Below are 18,705 nucleotides of genomic sequence, written 5' to 3'. Positions count from 1 at the left end.
TAAGTTACTGTTCATTCGTGCATTCAAACGCCCTCTCCCCAAACAGCTTACCCTGTCAAGGTGCGTAGGTTTGCCGAATCCCTTTTAAAAAAGGAGCAAACACAACAGCGAGTGATTGCTCTTTTTTTGTTGGTCAAAAAACCTGCATACGGCATCGCAACAGTCAGTTTTGTTTTTTCTTGAACATTGGTTCATTTGGATCAGAATAGTAATCAGGATTGAATTCATCATCGATCGAGACCCCGAAAAGAGAAACGAGACTGGGAAGAAACCCAATCATGCCAAGGACGACGGCAACTGGAAGATAGAATTTTTTGTGCTTGTACCACGGAAGCTGCGATTTCTTTTCCATAGGAACTCCTCCTTTTTAAATAGTGTAGCATGTTCTGAGTTGATTGTGTTAATAATTACCTTCAATATTTAAAAATATACTAAAAAGGTATATTGGTATATCTGATGGGGAAAAGGCTTCCTAGTAAAATTTAGGGAGCGTTCGTTTTTGTCATTGTTGCCAGAATCAAGTTTTATAAAAAGGAACCGAGTAAGAAAGCCATCCTTCTTACTCGGTTCCTTTTATTGTAAGTAATCCTTGGTTTGGTCCATCAAGGTTTGAAAGTCTGATTCGTTTTTTCTTATCGCCTCTGTTAGGGTAAACAAATAACCGTTGGGGTCTTTGATGGTCATTTCAAGGGCATTCCACGGCTTTTCCATCAAAGGTTCCACGATCCACTTTTCGGGAATTTTTTGAGCGATATTCTGAAGATCAATCATCGCTACATTCAAAATTGCCCCATCACCAACAGTGAACGAGTCTGCGGCAATCAGCATCAAATCTTGGTAGTCAGCAAGACGCAGATGGTCCATCGTCACTTGATTTTCTTGATTGCGAAACTGATACAATGACTGGAAACCCAAGATTTCTGCAAACCATTTTGATGATTGTTCAATATCTTTTGTCTTCAATTGATAAAACATTGGCATAACATATACTTTCATTTTGACACCTCCTCTTAATTAGAGGATACCACTTGACGCAGCGTCAAAGTCAATAGACATTTTCGTATTGAAGCAAAGCTTGAAAATGGCGTTTCTTTGGCACTTAAGTCAAGGAAAAATGGGCAATAATTGTTTGACTCACTTCATCAGGTGATAAGTGGGTATTGTTGATTTTCAGCGAAGGAATCGTTGGAAAAAGGGTAGTTAATTCCTGTGGCAGGCTTTCTAAGCGATAGTTTTCAAACGAAGACAAAAGCTCGTTTCTAGAAAAATCCAGCGCTCTTTTTGACGGCTTTGCGGCTAAACGGTCCTCATGGCAATTGCGCTTTAAGCGTTCCTCAATATCAGCCACTAATTCGATAAAATAGACCTTTTGCTGGGCATCGGTAAATAGTTGGGCGATCTCTTGTAAAAAAGCTAAATCTCCCGCTTGATCGAAATCAATCAAGACCGTAAAAATGATTGATTTCTCGTATTATTGGCTTCATTTTGAACAAAGGCTTTGAAGAGTTCGATCCGTGTTTGATTAGACAAAGCGAATGCTGCGGGACTATAGCCAAGAAAGTTCGCAAAAAGATCAATGGTCTGGTGATTGAATAAAAGCTTTGCATCCAATCGTTTTTCCAGTTCTTTGCCCACAGTCATTTTCCCTGCGGCTTGTGCGCCAATCAAGACGATCAATGACATCACAACACATCCTTTTTATCAATCGTAACAAAGGTGAGCTATCGTGTAAATTGGTTCTTAGAAAGAAATGATTGAGAAGCTGGAATTTTTCATAAGTGGAAACCAAAGATGCTCTTTTTTAGGTAAAAAGGAATGAGCGGAACTTCTCCGACAAAGGGAAGAAAACCATGCAGCACAATAGCACGGTCTGGAACAACAAAATGACCAGTAGATTGATCGTTTCAAATCGTGAATAAAGATAGAAGTGGATCAGCCATTCGAAGACATTGACAAAGACTAAATAAAGGTAGTGCGCTTTTTTGACTTTGCAGTTTTTTAACCAATAATAGCTTAAGTAATAATCCAGCAAGATCATCAACAATAGAAAAAGTTTGCTGAAAGCCGTCAGATTGTCATGCTGCGAGGCGAGTTTTTTGAAAAAACAGCAAAAGGGTTGGTGTCGGAATATAAATGATCAATAAGGATAGGAAAAAATAGACAATAAAGGGCATAGTCATTCCTCCAATCTGTTATTAAAAAAACATAGATAAACTAACAGATTTATTGAGAGCCGTCAACTGGTTTTTTATCGGAAAATTCGATAATGATAGGTAGTATTGCTTGGAGGAAAAGGTTCAAAGGATAGTCGTTGGTAGCAAAGGATGATTGCGAGATATCCAAAAGAAAGACTCCCTTTTACGAGAAAAGGGAGCGGAGGAGCTGCTTCATAGGGTATATTTATGCCCATGTCTCATTGAGTTTATCCGCATAAAACAAAAGTGCCTGTCGGTAAGACTGGATGTCTGGATCGTTAGAGGTTTCGGCAAGCAGGGTCAATAATCGTTTAGTGGCTTGCTCATACTCGGCGAGATTAAACAGTGTCATGGCATAGAAGGTTTGCAAAGCATGATTTTTTGGATACTGCTTCATCGCTTCTAAAAACACTTCTTCGGCTTTTTGATAATTGCCGAGGGCACGATAGGTGCTGCCTAGACCTAGGTAGGCATCTGGCAAGTCGTTTTCTGATAACCCTAACGAGATTGCTTGTTCATAATAAGGAATTGCCTGTTGCTCTTCCCCTAAAAGATCATAGCTCCAAGCCGTTTGATAATGCACAAAGGCATCTTGGGGATTTTCGGCAGCTAATTGAATCAATTGTTCATTTGATTGTTGCAGTTTTTTTTCAGTCCGCAGTTGGATCGCAGCAGCTAGTCGTTCATTCATTGGTTGGAAGCTCCTTTTTAAATAGTAGAAAATGACTTAGATAACTTGCAAGCATAGCTAAGGGGAAAGATCTGCCCAGCTTTCACCTGCAAAAGAAAAACCGCATGCTTCATACAGCTTGTAGGCTGGCTGGTTTTCAACCGTCACTACCAGATAAAGGTGAGTGAGGCCCATGGCTTTTGCTCGTTGGATCACTTCCTTCATCATCAGCTTGGATAAGCCGTTGCCTTTAAAGGCTGCGCCCATAACAACAAATAATAGCAGGGGAAGCTCTTGAAACGTGCTGGTTACTACGGCACCGATAGGATGATCATCCTTTTGTAACTGAAAAGAAAGCTCTGGAATCAAGGGACCGTATTTTCCGTCAGCGGTCTCTCTCAGCTCTCTTTGCCAGTCAGCAAGCGATTCCCCTTCGTCATCTGTCGTTTCATGATAGGCGGAATAAAAAAGTTCTGCGACACTTCGAGAATTCGGGAGAAACGGCTCAAAAGAAAGGGCGGATTCTTGTAAAGCTTTGGGGGCATGTTGTAAGTCACAAGCCATAATGATTCGTTTCATAGAAGCACTCCTCTCTGCTCGTTTCATTTATTATAGCAGAGCCAAGCTTTTTCACGCTCGTTTTTTTCTAATAAAAGCCCAGATCCAACGAATTCCTTCGTAGATTGCAGTGAAGACTGCCACCAGAAACAAAAACGACATGTAGTGGATCAAAAAAGCGAGCTGAAACCATAAGCCATAGAACATCGGCAGGACGACGAGCAAACAAAGAACCAATTCGATGTTTCGCTTTCTTCTAATTTGAAACCAACGTTCATCTGACATCCTTTTTCCTCCTGTTCATTCTTTACACACACTTTGTTAAATATCCATCTTTTTATAAAATGATCGATATATTTGCGATATTTTGATTAAAAAACTAGAAAATTGATTTGTTTTTTGGTAATCTTGAAAATAAGATTAGAAATAGCTGTTGTTTTTTATTTTGACTGATTTTCCCACGAAAGACAAGGTGAGCACAATGGAAAGAAAACCGATGTATTTAAAAAATGGGCTTCCTTTAACAATGGAACCGGGTAAAATTTACACATGCCTTTATCGTGGCGGTTATTTCATTTGTGAAGAAAAGGGCCAACCGCTGCCACCGATAAAAAGAGAAGCGAAATAAGCGAACTTCTCACTTAAGATTTGTCAGGGATCGAATGGGTTGTTGGAACTGATATCTCCTTTTGGGTACCAATCAAATGATGTCTAGCATTTTCAAAAAATCTCAACGTTCTTCATTCATACCATTCTAAGTCTTAAATTGATTTTGACCGATTTCAATTTAGTAAGAACAATCCGATCCCTGGCAAATGTTAGGTGGAAAGTTGGGCAGGTAGCAAGTGAATCAGTAATAGGTGAAAAACGGTTTTTTCTCACAAAAGATGATTTCACTTGAATAGAACGCCGTTTTTTGCTATAATAGTTCAGGAATTGAAAAATAAAATAGACAAAGGTTGAGCATTTTTTATGCTTCAAGGATCAGGTTTGCCAAGGGGTGAGGCAAACATTCTTGGAGGAATGCTGGCCTTTTTTCATATCAGCATACTTCTTCGTGAGGTATGCTTTTTTTGTTTATTTTTCAGTTGAGAATACAAATCATTATAGGAGGGGAATCGATGAGAGAAGCTTTGACTCGTTTACGAGAAGCAGAAGAAGCCAATGAACAGCAATTGCGCGCTTTGAAAAAAGAATTGCAGTCGGAAGAAGCGCAGCAGCAACAAGCATTGCAAGAGCGATTAGCCGCTTTGGAAGAGGCGCTTGTTCAAGAACAAGCAACAATCGAAGAGCAGTTGCAACAGTCACTAGCAGCACAAAAGCAGCAGCTGGCAAAAGAGAACCAGCAAGTGTTAGATCGTTACCAAAAAAATATGCAAAGCTTCCAAGAGCAAGCGGTTCAACAGATCGTTGAAGGAGTGATCGGGACTTATGGCAGTAACCAAACTAAATAAACTAACGTTGATCACCCCGAAGCACTACCAAGAAAGGTTATTGACGAAGCTGCAAACGATGCAGTTTGTTGAAATCGAGAACGTATTTGAGCAGGAAGCCAACGAAACTTGGCTGCGGGAATTTTTTGCAGGAGCCACCCCAGAAGGTGCTTCTCATCAACCAATGATTCGTCGACTGCAAGAAGCGATCCGCTTTATTCGTCAAAATGGTGATGCGAAAAAAGGCACGGAATGGCAACGAGATGCCTTGCGGCTGTCGGACTTTGAAACAAGCTTCGATGAAGCCGCAGCATTAACGGAGCTGGTTGAAGTCGAGAATTTGCAGGAGCGCTGGGTAGAGACGATCGAAGCGATCGAAGCAGCGACGCAGTCGGAAGAATGGGCGACACAATGGCAAAATCTTGACGTACCCTTGGAGATCGAAGCGCCTGCACATACAACTTTTTTTGCTGGGAGTGTCGAAGGCCCACGCTGGGAAGATCTAGCTGAAGCCTTGCGTCAATTGGAAGAGGTTCATATCGAAGTGATCTATTCTGAACCCAAAAAAGTCAATTTCAGCTGCCTGTTTTTAACAGCGATCGAAGAGCAAGTGTTCCAATTGTTTCACCGATATGGGGTGAAGAAAGAAACTGGCTTGACATCCGAATCACCAAAAGTGGTTTTGCAAAATGCGAAACAAGCCTTGACCTCCTTGACGCAGCAGCGCAAAGAACTGATTACAGAAATCAGTCAGCACAAACAACGGCTGATCCTGCTGCAGCAAGCGGAAGAACTGTTTTTGACTCGTGAGAATCGGGCAATGATGCAACAGCGCTTAGCAGCTGGTCAGACCTTTGCCCTCTTGCGCGGATGGATTGCAAAAAAGGATCAGCCGTTAGTGGCGGAAATGGTCCAAGAATCCTTTGCCAACGAGATTTACTATTCATTTGAAGAACCCACTGCAGAGGAGATCGCTGCCAATCAAGTGCCAACGAAGCTAAAAAACGCCTCGTTTATTCAACCCTTTGAAATGTTGACGGAAATGTACAGCTTGCCAAAATACGATGAGATCGATCCAACCCCATGGATGACGCCTTTTTACTATGTTTTCTTTGGTATGATGGTGGCTGACTTAGGTTATGGTGCATTAATGGCTGTCGCGACCACGATTGGGCTACACGCCTTGCGTTTGCCCAAAGGGACCAAACGGTTTCTGAAATTGTTCCAGATTTTGTCTGTGCCAACTATGATTTGGGGCGCAATCTACGGCTCCTTCTTTGGTGCTACATTGCCCTTCCAACTTTTATCGCCCTCCGAAGATTTTATGGCGATCTTTGGTCTATCCATGATTTTTGGTGGCATCCAACTGTTTACAGGCCTTTATTTAGCAGCCAAAGAAAATATCCGCAAAAAGGATCTTTTAGGTGCAGTCAACGAAGGCTTTGCGTGGCTAGGACTTTTGAGTGGTCTTTTAGTGGCAGCCGCAGGCAATCTTTTGATCGATGTCCCAGCACTAACAACCGTCGGCTTGATTTTAGCAGGCTTTAGTGCCTTATTGATCATCGTGGTACCGATTCTGAAAGGGAAAACCAAAGTGGGCGGCTTCTTTTTAGGCTTGTATGACTTATACGGTGTGACCAGTTATATCGGCGACTTTGTCAGCTATAGCCGCTTGATGGCATTAGGGATCTCTGGTGGGAGTATCGCAGCAGCCTTCAACTTATTGGTGGGCTATTTGCCGCCAGCCGCTCGTTTTTCTGTGGGCATTCTCTTATTGGTTGTCCTACAAGCTTTAAACATCTTTTTATCGTTACTGAGTGCGTATGTGCATGCCGCTCGTTTACAATATGTAGAGTTTTTCGGAAAATTTTTCACTGGTGGGGGGCGCCAATTTGAAACCTTTAAGCCAAGTGAGAAATACGTTGATTTTGATAAAGAAAATGGAGGAGACAATAAATGATTGATTACTTAATTAATAATAATGGTGGTATGGTGTTTGCAATTATCGGAATGGGGATCGCTACGATCTTTTCTGGGATCGGTTCAGCCAAAGGGGTGGGCCAAACTGGTGAAGCAGCGGCAGCCTTAACGACGAATCAGCCGGAGAAGTTTGGACAAGCCTTGATTTTACAATTGCTTCCCGGAACGCAAGGACTATACGGATTCGTTATTGCGTTTATGATCTATGGTAGCTTAAGTGGTGAAATGTCGACAGTGACTGGTATGGCGTACTTGATGGCATCACTGCCAGTTGCCTTTACTGGCTTGTTCTCAGGAATGGCCCAAGGGAAGGTCGCTGCAGCTGGGATTCAAATTTTAGCGAAGAAACCAGAGCATTTCTTTAAAGGGGTTATGTTCTCAGTAATGGTTGAGATGTATGCCATCTTAGGCTTTGTTATTTCTTTCTTACTTTTAGGAACGATTTAAAGGGGGCGAAGGTATGGATGCAATCGACAAAATGATTGCTGAACTAGACCAAGAAGCGCAGACAAAACGGGAACGTTTGGCTGCCGCTGAACGTGCTAGGATCAGTGAAACGATGGCACGTGACTGGGCGAAAAAAGAGTCGGACTTGCAGCTTCGTGCCCAGCAAGCAAAAAAGCAAGCCGAAAAAAATTATCATCAAGCGCAAAATCGCCAAGCAAGTGCCGCTAAGCAGCAGCAAATGGTGAAACAAAACGAATACCTGACACAACTTTTTGAGCAAGCGTATCAACAAATGGTTGCCTGGACGCCAGAAGAGCTGCAGTCATTTGCTGAAAATGTGCTGCAACAGCTGCCGATCAGCGGGACGGTGACCTTCCACGCTGGTCCTGAGCAAGCAGCCCATCTAGATGCCGCTTGGCTTACGTCTTGTCAATCAAAACTACCGTATGAAATCAAAGCAGGCGCACCATTGACAGAAGCAGGCTTTTTGGTGGATGACAACGGCATTCAATACAATTTTACCTATCAGGTACTGCTTGATGAATACAAGAAAGAAACCCGGGAACGGTGGTTGCAGATCATACAACAAGGAGGTTGATCCATGAGGAACTATCATCAATTGAATCCAATCATTCGGCTGAAAGAGATGACGTTGTTAAAACCGCAAGAAGTCGAACAAATGATTGCGGCAAAAGGGTTTGCTGAAGTCGAAGCTGTCTTGCAGCAGACCCATTATCAACGCTATTTAAAGCCAGATTTTCATGAACGATTCGAAACCTATCTCGATGAAGAATTGTTAAAGACGATCAAAGAATTGGCCGAGCTGGTTCCTGATCAAGAGATCCTCCGACTGTATATGATGCCTTTTACTTTCCATAATCTAAAAGTCTTGACCAAAGAGTCAGTCACTGGAAAAGATTATGATCATCTACTGATCGAAGACGGTTTTTACACGATCGATGAGTGTCGGACCGCCATCAAAACGGGAACCTCAGAGGTATTGCCTGAGAAAATCGTGACTACGATCCAAGAAGTGCGGGAGTACTTAGAAGGCGGCGCCGTGCTGCAAGGCATCGATATCATTTACGATCGCCGGTATTTACATGAACAACGGCGACTGGCAGATGAAATCAAGATCCCTGAGCTACAAGAAGCTGTCATCAAGATGATCGATCTGACCAATATAACGATTGCCGCACGTTGTGTACTTCAAAAACGATCGCGCAGTTTTATGGAAGCAGTCTTAGTGAGTGTCGGCAGTATCCCGAAAGAAGAATTTTTAGCGTTTGCGGATGCGTCCTATAGTGACTTTTTAGCCTTCTTATTAGAAAGTGATTATCAGGAAGTGTTGCGGCCTTTGATTCATGAACAGGTGATCGACTTTGCTGGCTTGGCACTTTTACAAGACAATTTGATCACAGAAAGCTATGGCCAAGCCCAAACGGATGCTTTAGGACCACTGCCTTTACTCGCATTTTTGAATGCTAAGGTTTTGGAACTGCAAAACCTGCGTCTCTTGCTAGTAGGCAAACGCAGTGGCTTTACGGAAGAACAACTCAGAGAAAGGATGCGGCACTATGACTCATAAAATCGGCGTAATCGGCGAGAAAGAATCCGTCATTCCTTTTCAACTATTTGGCTTTCAGGTCTGCTATGCCTCGGAAGAAAAAGAAGTGAAGCAGGCGCTGGCAAAATTAATGAAGAACAGTACGATCATCTACCTGACTGAAAAATGTGCCGAGCTGATTCCCGATGAATTAGCAAAAGTCCAACAAAAAATGACACCTGCAGTCATCTTGATTCCTGATTATGATGGTTCCCGAGGAATCGGCAAGCGAATGATTCAAGAAAATGTCGAAAAAGCAGTTGGACAAAACATACTATAGAGAGGAGCCGATGTTGTGGAAAAAGGAACAATTATTAAAGTATCTGGTCCATTGGTTTTAGCCAAAAATATGGGCCATGCAAGTTTAGAAGATATCTGTTATGTAGGAGATTTAGGCGTGGTCGGTGAGATCATCGAAATGCGCGGCGACGTCGCTTCGATCCAAGTCTATGAAGAAACGTCTGGGATCGGACCTGGTGAACCAGTCGAAACCACCGGTGAACCGCTATCCGTCGAATTGGCGCCTGGGATCATGTCACAAATGTTTGATGGCATCCAACGTCCCTTAGAAACCTTCATGTCTGTCACCCAAAGCAACTTCTTGACGCGTGGGGTGCAATTGCCTGCGTTGGATCATGAGAAAAAGTGGCCCTTTGTACCGACAGTCGAAGTCGGCGAAGTAGTCAGTACGGGGATGGTCATCGGCACCGTGCAAGAAACACCGTTGATCAATCACAAGATCATGGTTCCTCATGGCGTTTCAGGAACAGTCAAGGCTGTTTATGTGGGGGAATTTACCATCGATGAAACGATTTATGTTTTAGATACACCCAAAGGAGAACGGTCTTTCACAATGCTGCAAAAATGGCCCGTTCGTCATAGCCGTCCAGTAAAGCAAAAACTGAATCCAGTCGAACCAATGATTACTGGCCAGCGAGTGATCGACACCTTCTTTCCAATCGCTAAAGGCGGGGCGTCAGCCGTTCCAGGACCTTTTGGTGCAGGGAAGACTGTCGTTCAGCACCAAATCGCCAAATGGGCGGATGTCGACCTGGTCGTCTATGTCGGCTGCGGCGAACGCGGCAATGAAATGACCGATGTAATGAACGAGTTTCCAGAGTTGATCGACCCTCGTAGTGGTGAATCTTTAATGGCGAGAACCGTGTTGATCGCTAACACCTCCAATATGCCGGTAGCCGCTCGGGAAGCGTCGATTTATACTGGGATCACGATTGCGGAATACTTCCGAGACATGGGGTATTCAGTGGCGATCATGGCGGATTCCACCTCACGTTGGGCAGAAGCACTGCGAGAAATGTCTGGTCGTCTGGAAGAAATGCCTGGGGATGAAGGGTATCCAGCTTACTTAGGCAGCCGCTTGGCAGAGTATTATGAGCGTTCTGGAAAAGCGATTTGCTTAGGTTCTGATCAAGAAGGCAGTATCACTGCCATCAGCGCCGTTTCACCATCAGGCGGCGATATTTCAGAACCAGTTACCCAAAATACGTTGCGGGTCGTAAAAGTCTTTTGGGGCTTAGATGCCACCTTAGCGCAAAAGCGTCATTTTCCATCGATCGATTGGTTGAAGAGCTATTCTTTATACGAAAATGAATTGGGTGCCTTTTTGGACCAACAAATGCAAGTGGATTGGTCCAAACAAGTAACAGAAGCCATGCGGATGCTGCAAAAAGAATCTGAGTTGTCAGAGATCGTTCGACTTGTCGGCATCGACGCTTTGTCCGAAAAAGATCAGTTATTGCTGGAAACCACCAAATCATTGCGAGAAGATTTCTTGCAGCAAAACGCTTTTGACGACGTCGATACGTTTACCTCTCGTGAAAAGCAGTTCAAAATGCTGGAAACAATCTTGCTGCTCCACAAAGAAGCGGAAGATGCGTTGACACTAGGTGCGTATCTTTCAGAAATCTATGCAGGAACCGAAGAATTGCGAGACAAAGTGGCACGTATGAAGTACTTGCCTGAAACGGAATTAGCAAAAATTTCTGCTTTGCATCAAGAGATCAAAGCAACGATGAAAGAAATTTTACAGAAAGGAGACCGCACCGATGATCAAGGAATATAAAACGATTGGAGAAGTCGTCGGACCATTGATGGCCGTCGATCGCGTCTCCGGTGTCAAATACGAAGAGTTGATCGAAGTCCGCATGCAAAACGGCGAAACGCGGCAAGGACAAGTACTGGAGATCCAAGAAGACAAAGCGTTGGTCCAAATTTTTGAAGGAACCGGCGGGATCAATTTGCGGGAATCTGCGGTGCGTTTCTTAGGACATCCTTTGGAATTAGGCGTTTCCGAGCAAATGATCGGGCGAGTCTTTGACGGCTTAGGTCGGGTCAAAGATGGCGGAGTAGAGATCGTCCCAGAAAAATTTATGGACATCAACGGCGAAGTGATCAATCCAGCAGCGCGGGATTATCCTGATGAGTTTATTCAAACGGGGATCTCATCAATCGACCACTTGAATACGCTCGTTCGGGGACAAAAGCTGCCGATTTTTTCTGGTTCTGGTCTGCCTCATAAAGAATTGGCTTCGCAAATTGCGCGTCAAGCACAAGTGTTGAACTCGGAAGACGATTTCGCTGTTGTGTTTGCTGGCATCGGGATCACCTTTGAAGAAGCAGAATATTTCATGGAAGATTTTCGTCAAACGGGCGCCATCGACCATTCTGTCGTCTTTATGAATCTAGCCAATGACCCAGCGATCGAGCGGATCGCTACTCCCCGAATGGCACTGACGGCAGCCGAATACTTGGCTTACGAAAAGGGCATGCATGTCTTGGTGATCATGACGGATATGACCAACTACTGTGAAGCTTTGCGGGAGATTTCCTCTGCTCGTCGTGAAGTGCCAGGACGTCGGGGTTATCCTGGGTATCTTTATACCAATCTATCAACGTTATATGAACGTGCGGGACGGATTCGCGGCTTGAAAGGTTCAGTGACCCAGCTGCCGATTTTGACCATGCCAGAAGATGACAAAACCCATCCGATTCCCGATTTGACCGGCTATATCACCGAAGGACAAATCATCTTGTCTCGTGATTTGTATAAAAACGGCATCCAGCCACCCATCGATGTCTTGCCGTCATTGTCACGGTTAAAAGATAAAGGGACCGGTGAAGGAAAAACCCGTAAAGACCATGCCGCAACGATGAACCAGTTGTTTTCTGCCTATGCTCAAGGAAAGCAAGCCAAGGAATTGGCAGTCGTTTTAGGAGAATCGGCATTGTCGGAAGTAGATAAAACCTATGCCAAATTTGCGGAACGCTTCGAAAATGAATACTTGAACCAAGGGTATCGCACCAACCGCTCTATTATCGAAACCTTGGAATTAGGGTGGGAATTATTGGCGATGCTGCCAAAAGTCGAGCTGAAGCGGATCAGCGATGCCCTACTGGCGGAATACTTACCGGGAGAGGAGAACAATGGCGCAAAAAACCGTTAATCCAACCCGCATGGAGCTGTCGCGCCTCAGCAAACAATTGGCGACAGCCAAACGCGGACACAAATTATTAAAAGACAAACAAGACGAACTCATGCGTCAATTTATTGAGTTGATCAAAAAGAATGACCGCTTGCGTAAAGAAGTCGAAGAACAATTGCAGCGTGCCATGAAGGCATTTCGCTTAGCCAATGCCACAATCAATGAAAAATACATTGAAGAAATGTTTATTTTACCAGCAACTGAAGTCTCCCTTGAGTTATCCACGAAAAATATCATGAGTGTGGAAGTGCCAGTGATGCATTTTGATTACGACGATACGGTGATGCAAGCGCCGATCGAGTACGGCTTTTTGAATTCCAATGTTCCGTTAGATAATGCGGTCGCCCGTTTTACCGACGTTATGCCGAAGCTGTTGGAGCTAACGGAAATCGAAAAGACCTGTCAATTGATGGCAGGGGAAATCGAACGGACGCGCCGACGCGTCAATGCCCTAGAATATTTGACGATTCCCGAGCTGGAAGAAGCCATTTATGGAATCAAAATGCGGCTGGAAGAAAATGAACGAGCAAACGTAACAAGAATGATCAAAGTGAAGAATAAATCAAAATAAAATGGTATGATAAGAGAAAAAACAAATGCAATAAACTTGGATTACTAAGACATTGGTTTTTGCAAAAGGTCAAAGGAAATGAAAATGAAAAAAAGAAATCGTTTGAAAAAAAAGCTGGCATCGCAACGCTTTTTGATTCCGCAGATCGTCACTCTGGTCTTCGTTTTGCTGATATTGGCAGGAACTGGCTTGCTGATGCTGCCGGCTGTCACCCAAAGTGGTGAAGGCACCAACTTTTTAGATGCGCTGTTTACTGCCACATCGGCTGTTTGCGTGACGGGTCTTTCGACCTTGACCGTAGCCGATCATTACAACCTGTGGGGCCAAGGGATCTTGCTGATGCTGATTGAGATCGGTGGGATCGGCTTCATGTCGATTCCCGTCTTCTTTTACATCTTGGCGAGAAAAAGAGTCCATCTTAGTACTCGGATGATTTTGAGGGAATCATTGAATCTGGACCGAATGTCTGGAGAGATCCATTTGGCATGGTACCTGATTCGGATCGCCTTTTTGATCCAAGTCAGTGGGATCATCTTGCTGGCTTTTGCTTTCGTGCCCCGTTTTGGTTGGGAGCAAGGCCTTTGGTACAGTGTTTTTCATGCGATCTCGGCCTTTTGTAATGCTGGGTTTGATTTGTTCGGCAACAGCATGGTAGGGTTTCAAAACGATCCATTTGTGCTGGGGGTCATCAGTTTCTTGATCATCGCCGGTGGTCTGGGTTTTCTCGTTTGGTTCGATATCCTGCATACGGCGTCCAAAAAACGGTCCCTGCATAGCCGCTTGGCATGGATCGCTATGATCGTTTTGGTGGTTTTTGGAACGGCAGGGTTCTTTTTGACCGAAGCCAATTCACAGTTGATCACGGGTGATTCGGTCATCGAACGTTTTTTCCAATACCTCTTCTTAGCGGTCACCCCAAGAACCGCGGGATTTTTCAGTATTGATTACGGACAAATGAGTCAAGCAGGCTTGATGCTGACGATGATTTTAATGTATATCGGTGGAACCTCTGGATCAACTGCTGGGGGATTGAAGACAACGACATTTGCGGTCTTGATCATCAAGATCCGCAGCTTATTGAAAGGGCGCAGTCGAGCGGAAGTTTTTGGTCGCACGATCAAAGAATCTGCTGTATCGCGTGCCTTTACGTTGTTCTTCCTTACCTTGACGTTATGCTTCGTAGCGATTTTCTTATTGTCGATCACTGAGAGTATGCCGCAAACCCCAAACTTTGGGTTGCCAACCATTGCCTTTGAAGTTTTTTCCGCTTTTGGAACGGTGGGGTTGACCATGGGGTTGACGCCTTACTTGTCGGTTTTTGGCAAACTTTTGATTATTTTTTTGATGTTCATTGGTCGAGTCGGCATCATGACCGTTGCTTTTTCATTGATGAAAAAAGCCAACAAACAAGAAGCTGGCTACAAATATCCTGATGAAACCGTGATGATCGGGTAACGAAACAGGGAAACGAAGCACGCTTCGTTTCCCTGTTTTTCGTTTATTGAAGTACTTCTAACATCACATCTCGTTGGTCATCGCTGACATTTCCCGCATAGTTCGGTGTGATCAAAGATAGACCACCCTCCTTATTTGTAAATAGGTACAGGTTGTGGCTAAAATCAGGATTTCCATTGGAAGTGATCCCTTTTGCAAAGGTCAATTGAGTGTTCACTTTTACGGTGCGAATCCCATTGTCATTTGCTGAAAAGATGCGAATCTCTTTTGTTGCGATCGTATCGACTTGTGCTTCATAGCTTGCGCTGTCGTCGATCAAAATGATCAATGGGCTCGTATTTTGAATCGTGACAGCATCTGGTACATTGACGCCATGGAAATAAAACGTCAGTGAAGGGCCATATTGGGAAAGATCAACCGCATATGGAAACTCGTTGGTGGATACTGAGCTTGCTGTCGTTTGCGTTGCGTCAGAGTGGTCCGTCGATTGCTGGCTTGTGGTTGAAGTTTCTGAAGTAGAGGTTGACGCTAAGGAGCTGTTTTCAGTCGTTTGCATCGTCGTACTTTTTTTGCTTTCAGTAGACACATGACTTTGGCTTAGCTCGCTGGTTGATTGCGCGGCATCTTTTTCGTTGTTACAGCCTGTCAAAAGCCCCACACTGACCAGCGTCAGTGTCCCAATCAAAGAAATTGTTTTTTTCATCGTTTGTTTCATCCTTTCCTACGAATACTAAAACATCTAAAAAAAACAAATTATTGTGTGAAAATGCACAATTATGTTGATATAGTGTTTAAATATTCTTTGGTGTTAAAGATATTGTAGTCCAGAACACTGAAAAAGAATAGGAAGATTTTGCTGAATTTTTCGTCAATTCTATCATAAAACATTCATGAATGCCCGCAGTAGCTGGCTAATTTTGCATAATAAAGTGTTAGCCTTTTCTGGCGACTTGCGTAACGCAGGGATCTAGATTAAAATACCTTGGTATAGAAGAATGGGTGGTGAAGAGGATGGAAAAAGAACGGATGGGGCAATGGTTAGCCTTTACGAATCAGCATCAAGCGATCGAAGCTCGTTTGGAGCAAGCCCTCAAAGCAGAAAGCAATCTGTCTTTGAATGAGTATTACGTGCTTTATTACTTAGAAAAGACCCCCAATCATAGCATGCGCCTCAATGATTTGATCGCCCATTTTGATCTGAGTCAAAGTGCGATGTCACGTATGATCATGCGCATGGAAGACAAGCTGTGCGGTGTGATCGAACGGCATTCTTGTCAAGATGATAAGCGGGGGATCTATATTGATTTGACCCAATCAGGGGAAAAGAAACTGCAGCGTTCAAAAGTCGTTTTTGAAAAAGTCTTGGAGGAAATGCTGGACTAATGATGTTTTTCACTTGTTTTCTCCTTGATTCTTTTGTAATATAGATGCATGTGCATGTATATTTTGATAAAGGGAAAAAAGATGCACCGATTTGCTTTAAGGATCTCCTTGGGCAACTAAGCCAGTCAGATCCACAAAGCGAAATGAATCCAATGGAAAAGGTGGGAAACCCATGCGAAATGTAACAGACAAAGCAACATTTAAGCGCGGATTGCAGTTGAAAAATCGAATCATTATGGCACCAATGACGACCAAGATGTCCTTCTTTGATGGGGTGATTACGAAAGATGAGTTGGCTTACTATGGCTTACGCTCTGGGGAAGTCGGAGCAGTCATCACAGCTGCAGCCAATGTCCAAGAAGATGGCAAGGGCTGGGAAGGGGAATTAGGCGCTTACGACGATGCCTTTTTACCTGGATTAAGTAAATTGGCCAGCACCATCAAAACCAATGGGACCAAAGCTATTTTACAGATTTTTCATGCCGGTCGGATGACGGATGACTCGGTCCTACGAGGAACACAACCGATTTCTGCTAGCGCAGTTGCTGCCGAACGACCAAATGCCCAGGTTCCCCGAGAAGTCACAGTAGATGAGATTTTAACGATTATTGAAAACTTTAAAAAAGCTACCGAACGGGCGATCAAGGCGGGGTTTGATGGCGTAGAACTCCACGGAGCCAATACGTATTTGATCCAACAATTCTTTTCTCCGCACTCAAATCGTCGGTCCGATGAATGGGGTGGCTCACTAGAGAACCGTTATCGTTTTATTGAGAAGCTCGTCGATGAAGTATTGGAAACAGTGGACCAATCAGGTGTGAAGGAGTTTATCGTCGGTTATCGTTTTTCACCGGAAGAATTCGAAGAACCAGGGATTCGCTTTGAAGATACGTTGTTCTTAGTGGACCAACTGGCAGAAAAAGGATTAGACTATCTGCACATCTCCCTTGCGGATTATACCCGCAAATCGATTTCAAAAGCGTACCAAGAAAAATCGATGTTGGCGTATGTCTATGAAAAAATCGCTCAGCGGGTTCCTTTGATTGGTGTAGGGGATGTCCGAACATCGAAAGATGCTGCGGGATTGCTAGAACATGCAGACTTTGTAGCAGTGGGCCGAGCATTGTTGATCGATCCTCATTGGGGACAAAAAGTCTTAGACGGTCAAGATGCGTTGATCCGCACCACGGTTTCTACTTACGAACGTGAGGAACTCGTATTACAAAACGGCGTTTGGGGTTTTATGGAAAACATGATGCCAGATCGCCTAAATGAAGAAAAATAAGCAGACAACCACCTTTGCCTTGGGCGAAGGTGGTTTTTTATGATCGCTACTCATTTTTGGCACATTGAGAAGAGCTGTTTTTTCTCTAATGTGACCCTTTTAGTTTCAAAATGACGAATCAGAAGAAGACTGGGAGAAACAAGCCTGTGATCGAAAGAAAGAGCGCGAAAAGATTTTTTTAGTTAAAATACACGAATGAGTTTTTAGTTTATTTTAATAAATAGTCAAACAATTCAGAATCATTCATTTTTCTTACAAAAAGATAGCGCAAGTCGAGTTGATTGATAAAAAAACAATCAGTTGTTAGACTTAATTCAGGTTAAAAAACCAAAAAGGGGATGTAATGATGAAAAGAGGATTTAGAAATTATTTAGGTTCAGATGAGCGGGAGGCAGGCTATAATTTGTCTTGGGGGTCTATCTTTGCAGGAGTTGTAACATTTATCGCATTGTTCATGACACTCTCAATGATTGGCTCAGCAATCGGTTTTGGTATGGTGGAACCAACCTCTAATAACCCATTAGATGGTGTTGGGACAGGATTATTGATTTGGACAGTGATTACCTTCGTCTTGGCATTATTCGGTGCTGGTTTTGTTTCTGGTGTTGCTGCTCGACGTGTCGGATTGGTTCATGGTTTCTTAACATGGGCAACAAGTATGATCGTGATGATGGTTATGCTCTCTTACTTAACGATCGGTGCTTTTTCTGTAGTCGGTTCACTTTTAGGAAACGTTGCTTCTGCTGTCGGCAGTGGTGTTGAAACAGTGGCATCTGGTGCTGGCGATGTCGCTTCAAAAGCCTTCGATGAAATAACAGGAAACATGGAAGACGTCAATACAGATGAATTACAGGCGAACGTCAATGATGTTTTACAAGATACCGATGTTCCTGAATTGCAACCAGACTACTTGCAAAATCAATTGTCTGATGCGACGAACGACATCAAAGATGCCGGCAAAGACATTGCAACCAATCCAAATGATGCCGATAAAATCATTGATGATTTAGCAAGCAAATTACAAGATCGTGCTACAACGATTGGTGATTCAGTGGATGAAGAAGCAATTTCAAATGCGGTCGCTCAAAATACTGATTTAAGCCAACAAGAAGCAGAAGAAGCAACCAATAACATTGTCACTGGTTTGCAAGATGCTTCTGATGAAGCGCAAAAACAAATCGAAAATGCGCAACAAAATCTTGAACAAGCCAAACAAGACATTGACCAAGCAGTGGAAGACGCTCGTCAAAAAGCGGAAGAAGCAAGTGATGCAACAGCTAAAGCATCCATTTGGGGCTTTGTGGCAATGGTCTTAGGACTCGTTCTTACGTCAATCGGTGGGTTGGTGGGAGCAAACTTAGTCAAAACTGCTGACCACGAAAATCGTATCTAATTCACCTCTCACAAAGAGAGTTAGTGAGCCATAAACCAGTGAACAGCGTTCTGCCAAAGAATCAAATGGCAGCAGCGCTGTTTTCTGCTTTTAAACAAGCGGTTAAAAATCCCCATTGACGAGTGATTTTTCTCATGCTACACTGGCTCTGAGGATTGTTACCGCTTTAGGCGGGCTATACCTATTTTTTTGTGTGAAGAAATCTAAAGAAGAATAGGGTCGTTAA

Annotated in this window: 19 protein-coding genes, 2 pseudogenes and 1 other annotated feature; of the genes and pseudogenes, 13 read left to right on the top strand and 8 right to left on the bottom strand. The window is 43.6% G+C overall.

The features are described from left to right. Positions 1 to 163: 163 nt before the first annotated feature. From CO692_RS02160 to CO692_RS02125, 7 genes and pseudogenes are all read right to left on the bottom strand, one after another. On the bottom strand, positions 164 to 352 hold the full coding sequence (locus tag CO692_RS02160) for a hypothetical protein (RefSeq protein WP_096741410.1): 189 nt from the start codon (positions 350 to 352) through the stop codon (positions 164 to 166). A gap of 221 nt (positions 353 to 573) precedes the next feature. After that, positions 574 to 996: a hypothetical protein gene (locus tag CO692_RS02155; protein WP_010747816.1), complete on the bottom strand. Its 423-nt coding sequence runs from the start codon at positions 994 to 996 to the stop codon at positions 574 to 576. 103 nt (positions 997 to 1,099) lie between these two features. Next, a pseudogene (locus CO692_RS02150) lies at positions 1,100 to 1,683 on the bottom strand (hypothetical protein). 118 nt (positions 1,684 to 1,801) lie between these two features. Beyond that, a pseudogene (locus CO692_RS02145) lies at positions 1,802 to 2,174 on the bottom strand (hypothetical protein). A gap of 226 nt (positions 2,175 to 2,400) precedes the next feature. Continuing rightward, positions 2,401 to 2,886 (bottom strand): tetratricopeptide repeat protein, encoded by a 486-nt coding sequence (locus CO692_RS02135; RefSeq protein ID WP_010747820.1) that lies wholly within the window; start codon positions 2,884 to 2,886, stop codon positions 2,401 to 2,403. Between the two features lie 57 nt (positions 2,887 to 2,943). Continuing rightward, positions 2,944 to 3,471, bottom strand: a complete 528-nt coding sequence (locus CO692_RS02130) for a GNAT family N-acetyltransferase (protein ID WP_034695438.1) — start codon at positions 3,469 to 3,471, stop codon at positions 2,944 to 2,946. A gap of 24 nt (positions 3,472 to 3,495) precedes the next feature. Continuing rightward, on the bottom strand, positions 3,496 to 3,708 hold the full coding sequence (locus CO692_RS02125) for a hypothetical protein (RefSeq protein WP_010747822.1): 213 nt from the start codon (positions 3,706 to 3,708) through the stop codon (positions 3,496 to 3,498). A gap of 672 nt (positions 3,709 to 4,380) precedes the next feature. After that, positions 4,381 to 4,434: a sequence feature (sodium ion sensor (DUF1646 type); this cis-regulatory element may regulate processes involved in with the transportation of sodium ions), on the top strand. A 110-nt stretch (positions 4,435 to 4,544) separates the two neighbouring features. On the opposite strand from CO692_RS02125, the gene CO692_RS02120 reads away from it, so the two are divergent. The 10 genes from CO692_RS02120 (at position 4,545) to CO692_RS02075 (ending at position 14,418) form a co-directional block, all read left to right on the top strand. Beyond that, positions 4,545 to 4,877, top strand: coding sequence for a hypothetical protein (locus tag CO692_RS02120; RefSeq protein WP_010747823.1), 333 nt, complete (start codon positions 4,545 to 4,547; stop codon positions 4,875 to 4,877). Beyond that, complete coding sequence (locus tag CO692_RS02115; RefSeq protein WP_010747824.1) at positions 4,855 to 6,816, top strand: V-type ATP synthase subunit I; 1,962 nt, start codon at positions 4,855 to 4,857, stop codon at positions 6,814 to 6,816. Before CO692_RS02120 ends, CO692_RS02115 begins: the two co-directional genes overlap by 23 nt. Continuing rightward, positions 6,813 to 7,283 (top strand): V-type ATP synthase subunit K, encoded by a 471-nt coding sequence (locus CO692_RS02110; RefSeq protein ID WP_005225567.1) that lies wholly within the window; start codon positions 6,813 to 6,815, stop codon positions 7,281 to 7,283. The genes CO692_RS02115 and CO692_RS02110 overlap by 4 nt, the downstream gene beginning before the upstream one ends. A gap of 13 nt (positions 7,284 to 7,296) precedes the next feature. Further along, a complete protein-coding gene (locus CO692_RS02105) occupies positions 7,297 to 7,881 on the top strand; it encodes a hypothetical protein (protein WP_010747825.1) in 585 nt (194 codons plus the stop codon). A 3-nt stretch (positions 7,882 to 7,884) separates the two neighbouring features. Continuing rightward, complete coding sequence (locus tag CO692_RS02100) at positions 7,885 to 8,871, top strand: V-type ATPase subunit (protein WP_010747826.1); 987 nt, start codon at positions 7,885 to 7,887, stop codon at positions 8,869 to 8,871. Next, the gene (locus tag CO692_RS02095; protein WP_005225570.1) at positions 8,861 to 9,169 is read left to right on the top strand and encodes a V-type ATP synthase subunit F; all 309 of its coding nucleotides are present in this window, start codon (positions 8,861 to 8,863) and stop codon (positions 9,167 to 9,169) included. The genes CO692_RS02100 and CO692_RS02095 overlap by 11 nt, the downstream gene beginning before the upstream one ends. A 15-nt stretch (positions 9,170 to 9,184) precedes the next feature. Then, complete coding sequence (locus CO692_RS02090; RefSeq protein ID WP_010747827.1) at positions 9,185 to 10,972, top strand: V-type ATP synthase subunit A; 1,788 nt, start codon at positions 9,185 to 9,187, stop codon at positions 10,970 to 10,972. Beyond that, positions 10,956 to 12,353 (top strand): V-type ATP synthase subunit B, encoded by a 1,398-nt coding sequence (locus CO692_RS02085; protein WP_010747828.1) that lies wholly within the window; start codon positions 10,956 to 10,958, stop codon positions 12,351 to 12,353. Before CO692_RS02090 ends, CO692_RS02085 begins: the two co-directional genes overlap by 17 nt. Beyond that, positions 12,334 to 12,963 (top strand): V-type ATP synthase subunit D, encoded by a 630-nt coding sequence (locus tag CO692_RS02080; protein WP_010747829.1) that lies wholly within the window; start codon positions 12,334 to 12,336, stop codon positions 12,961 to 12,963. The genes CO692_RS02085 and CO692_RS02080 overlap by 20 nt, the downstream gene beginning before the upstream one ends. Before the next feature lie 78 nt (positions 12,964 to 13,041). Then, positions 13,042 to 14,418, top strand: a complete 1,377-nt coding sequence (locus CO692_RS02075) for a TrkH family potassium uptake protein (protein ID WP_034695440.1) — start codon at positions 13,042 to 13,044, stop codon at positions 14,416 to 14,418. A gap of 43 nt (positions 14,419 to 14,461) precedes the next feature. Here the strand turns inward: CO692_RS02075 and CO692_RS02070 are convergent, their stop codons facing one another. Further along, complete coding sequence (locus CO692_RS02070) at positions 14,462 to 15,121, bottom strand: hypothetical protein (protein ID WP_010747831.1); 660 nt, start codon at positions 15,119 to 15,121, stop codon at positions 14,462 to 14,464. Between the two features lie 308 nt (positions 15,122 to 15,429). On the opposite strand from CO692_RS02070, the gene CO692_RS02065 reads away from it, so the two are divergent. The 3 genes from CO692_RS02065 to CO692_RS02055 all read left to right on the top strand — a co-directional run bounded on the left by CO692_RS02065 (position 15,430) and on the right by CO692_RS02055 (position 18,479). Beyond that, positions 15,430 to 15,801, top strand: coding sequence for a MarR family winged helix-turn-helix transcriptional regulator (locus CO692_RS02065; protein WP_010747832.1), 372 nt, complete (start codon positions 15,430 to 15,432; stop codon positions 15,799 to 15,801). A gap of 172 nt (positions 15,802 to 15,973) precedes the next feature. Continuing rightward, on the top strand, positions 15,974 to 17,086 hold the full coding sequence (locus CO692_RS02060; protein ID WP_010747833.1) for an NADH-dependent flavin oxidoreductase: 1,113 nt from the start codon (positions 15,974 to 15,976) through the stop codon (positions 17,084 to 17,086). A 346-nt stretch (positions 17,087 to 17,432) separates the two neighbouring features. Next, complete coding sequence (locus CO692_RS02055; protein ID WP_010747834.1) at positions 17,433 to 18,479, top strand: hypothetical protein; 1,047 nt, start codon at positions 17,433 to 17,435, stop codon at positions 18,477 to 18,479. Positions 18,480 to 18,705 lie beyond the last annotated feature (226 nt).

This window comes from Enterococcus sp. FDAARGOS_375 (assembly GCF_002393265.1).
Taxonomy (GTDB): domain Bacteria; phylum Bacillota; class Bacilli; order Lactobacillales; family Enterococcaceae; genus Enterococcus_D; species Enterococcus_D innesii.
The sequence above is the reverse complement of the archived record's forward strand: the minus strand, read 5'-3'. Positions and strand labels throughout refer to the sequence as shown.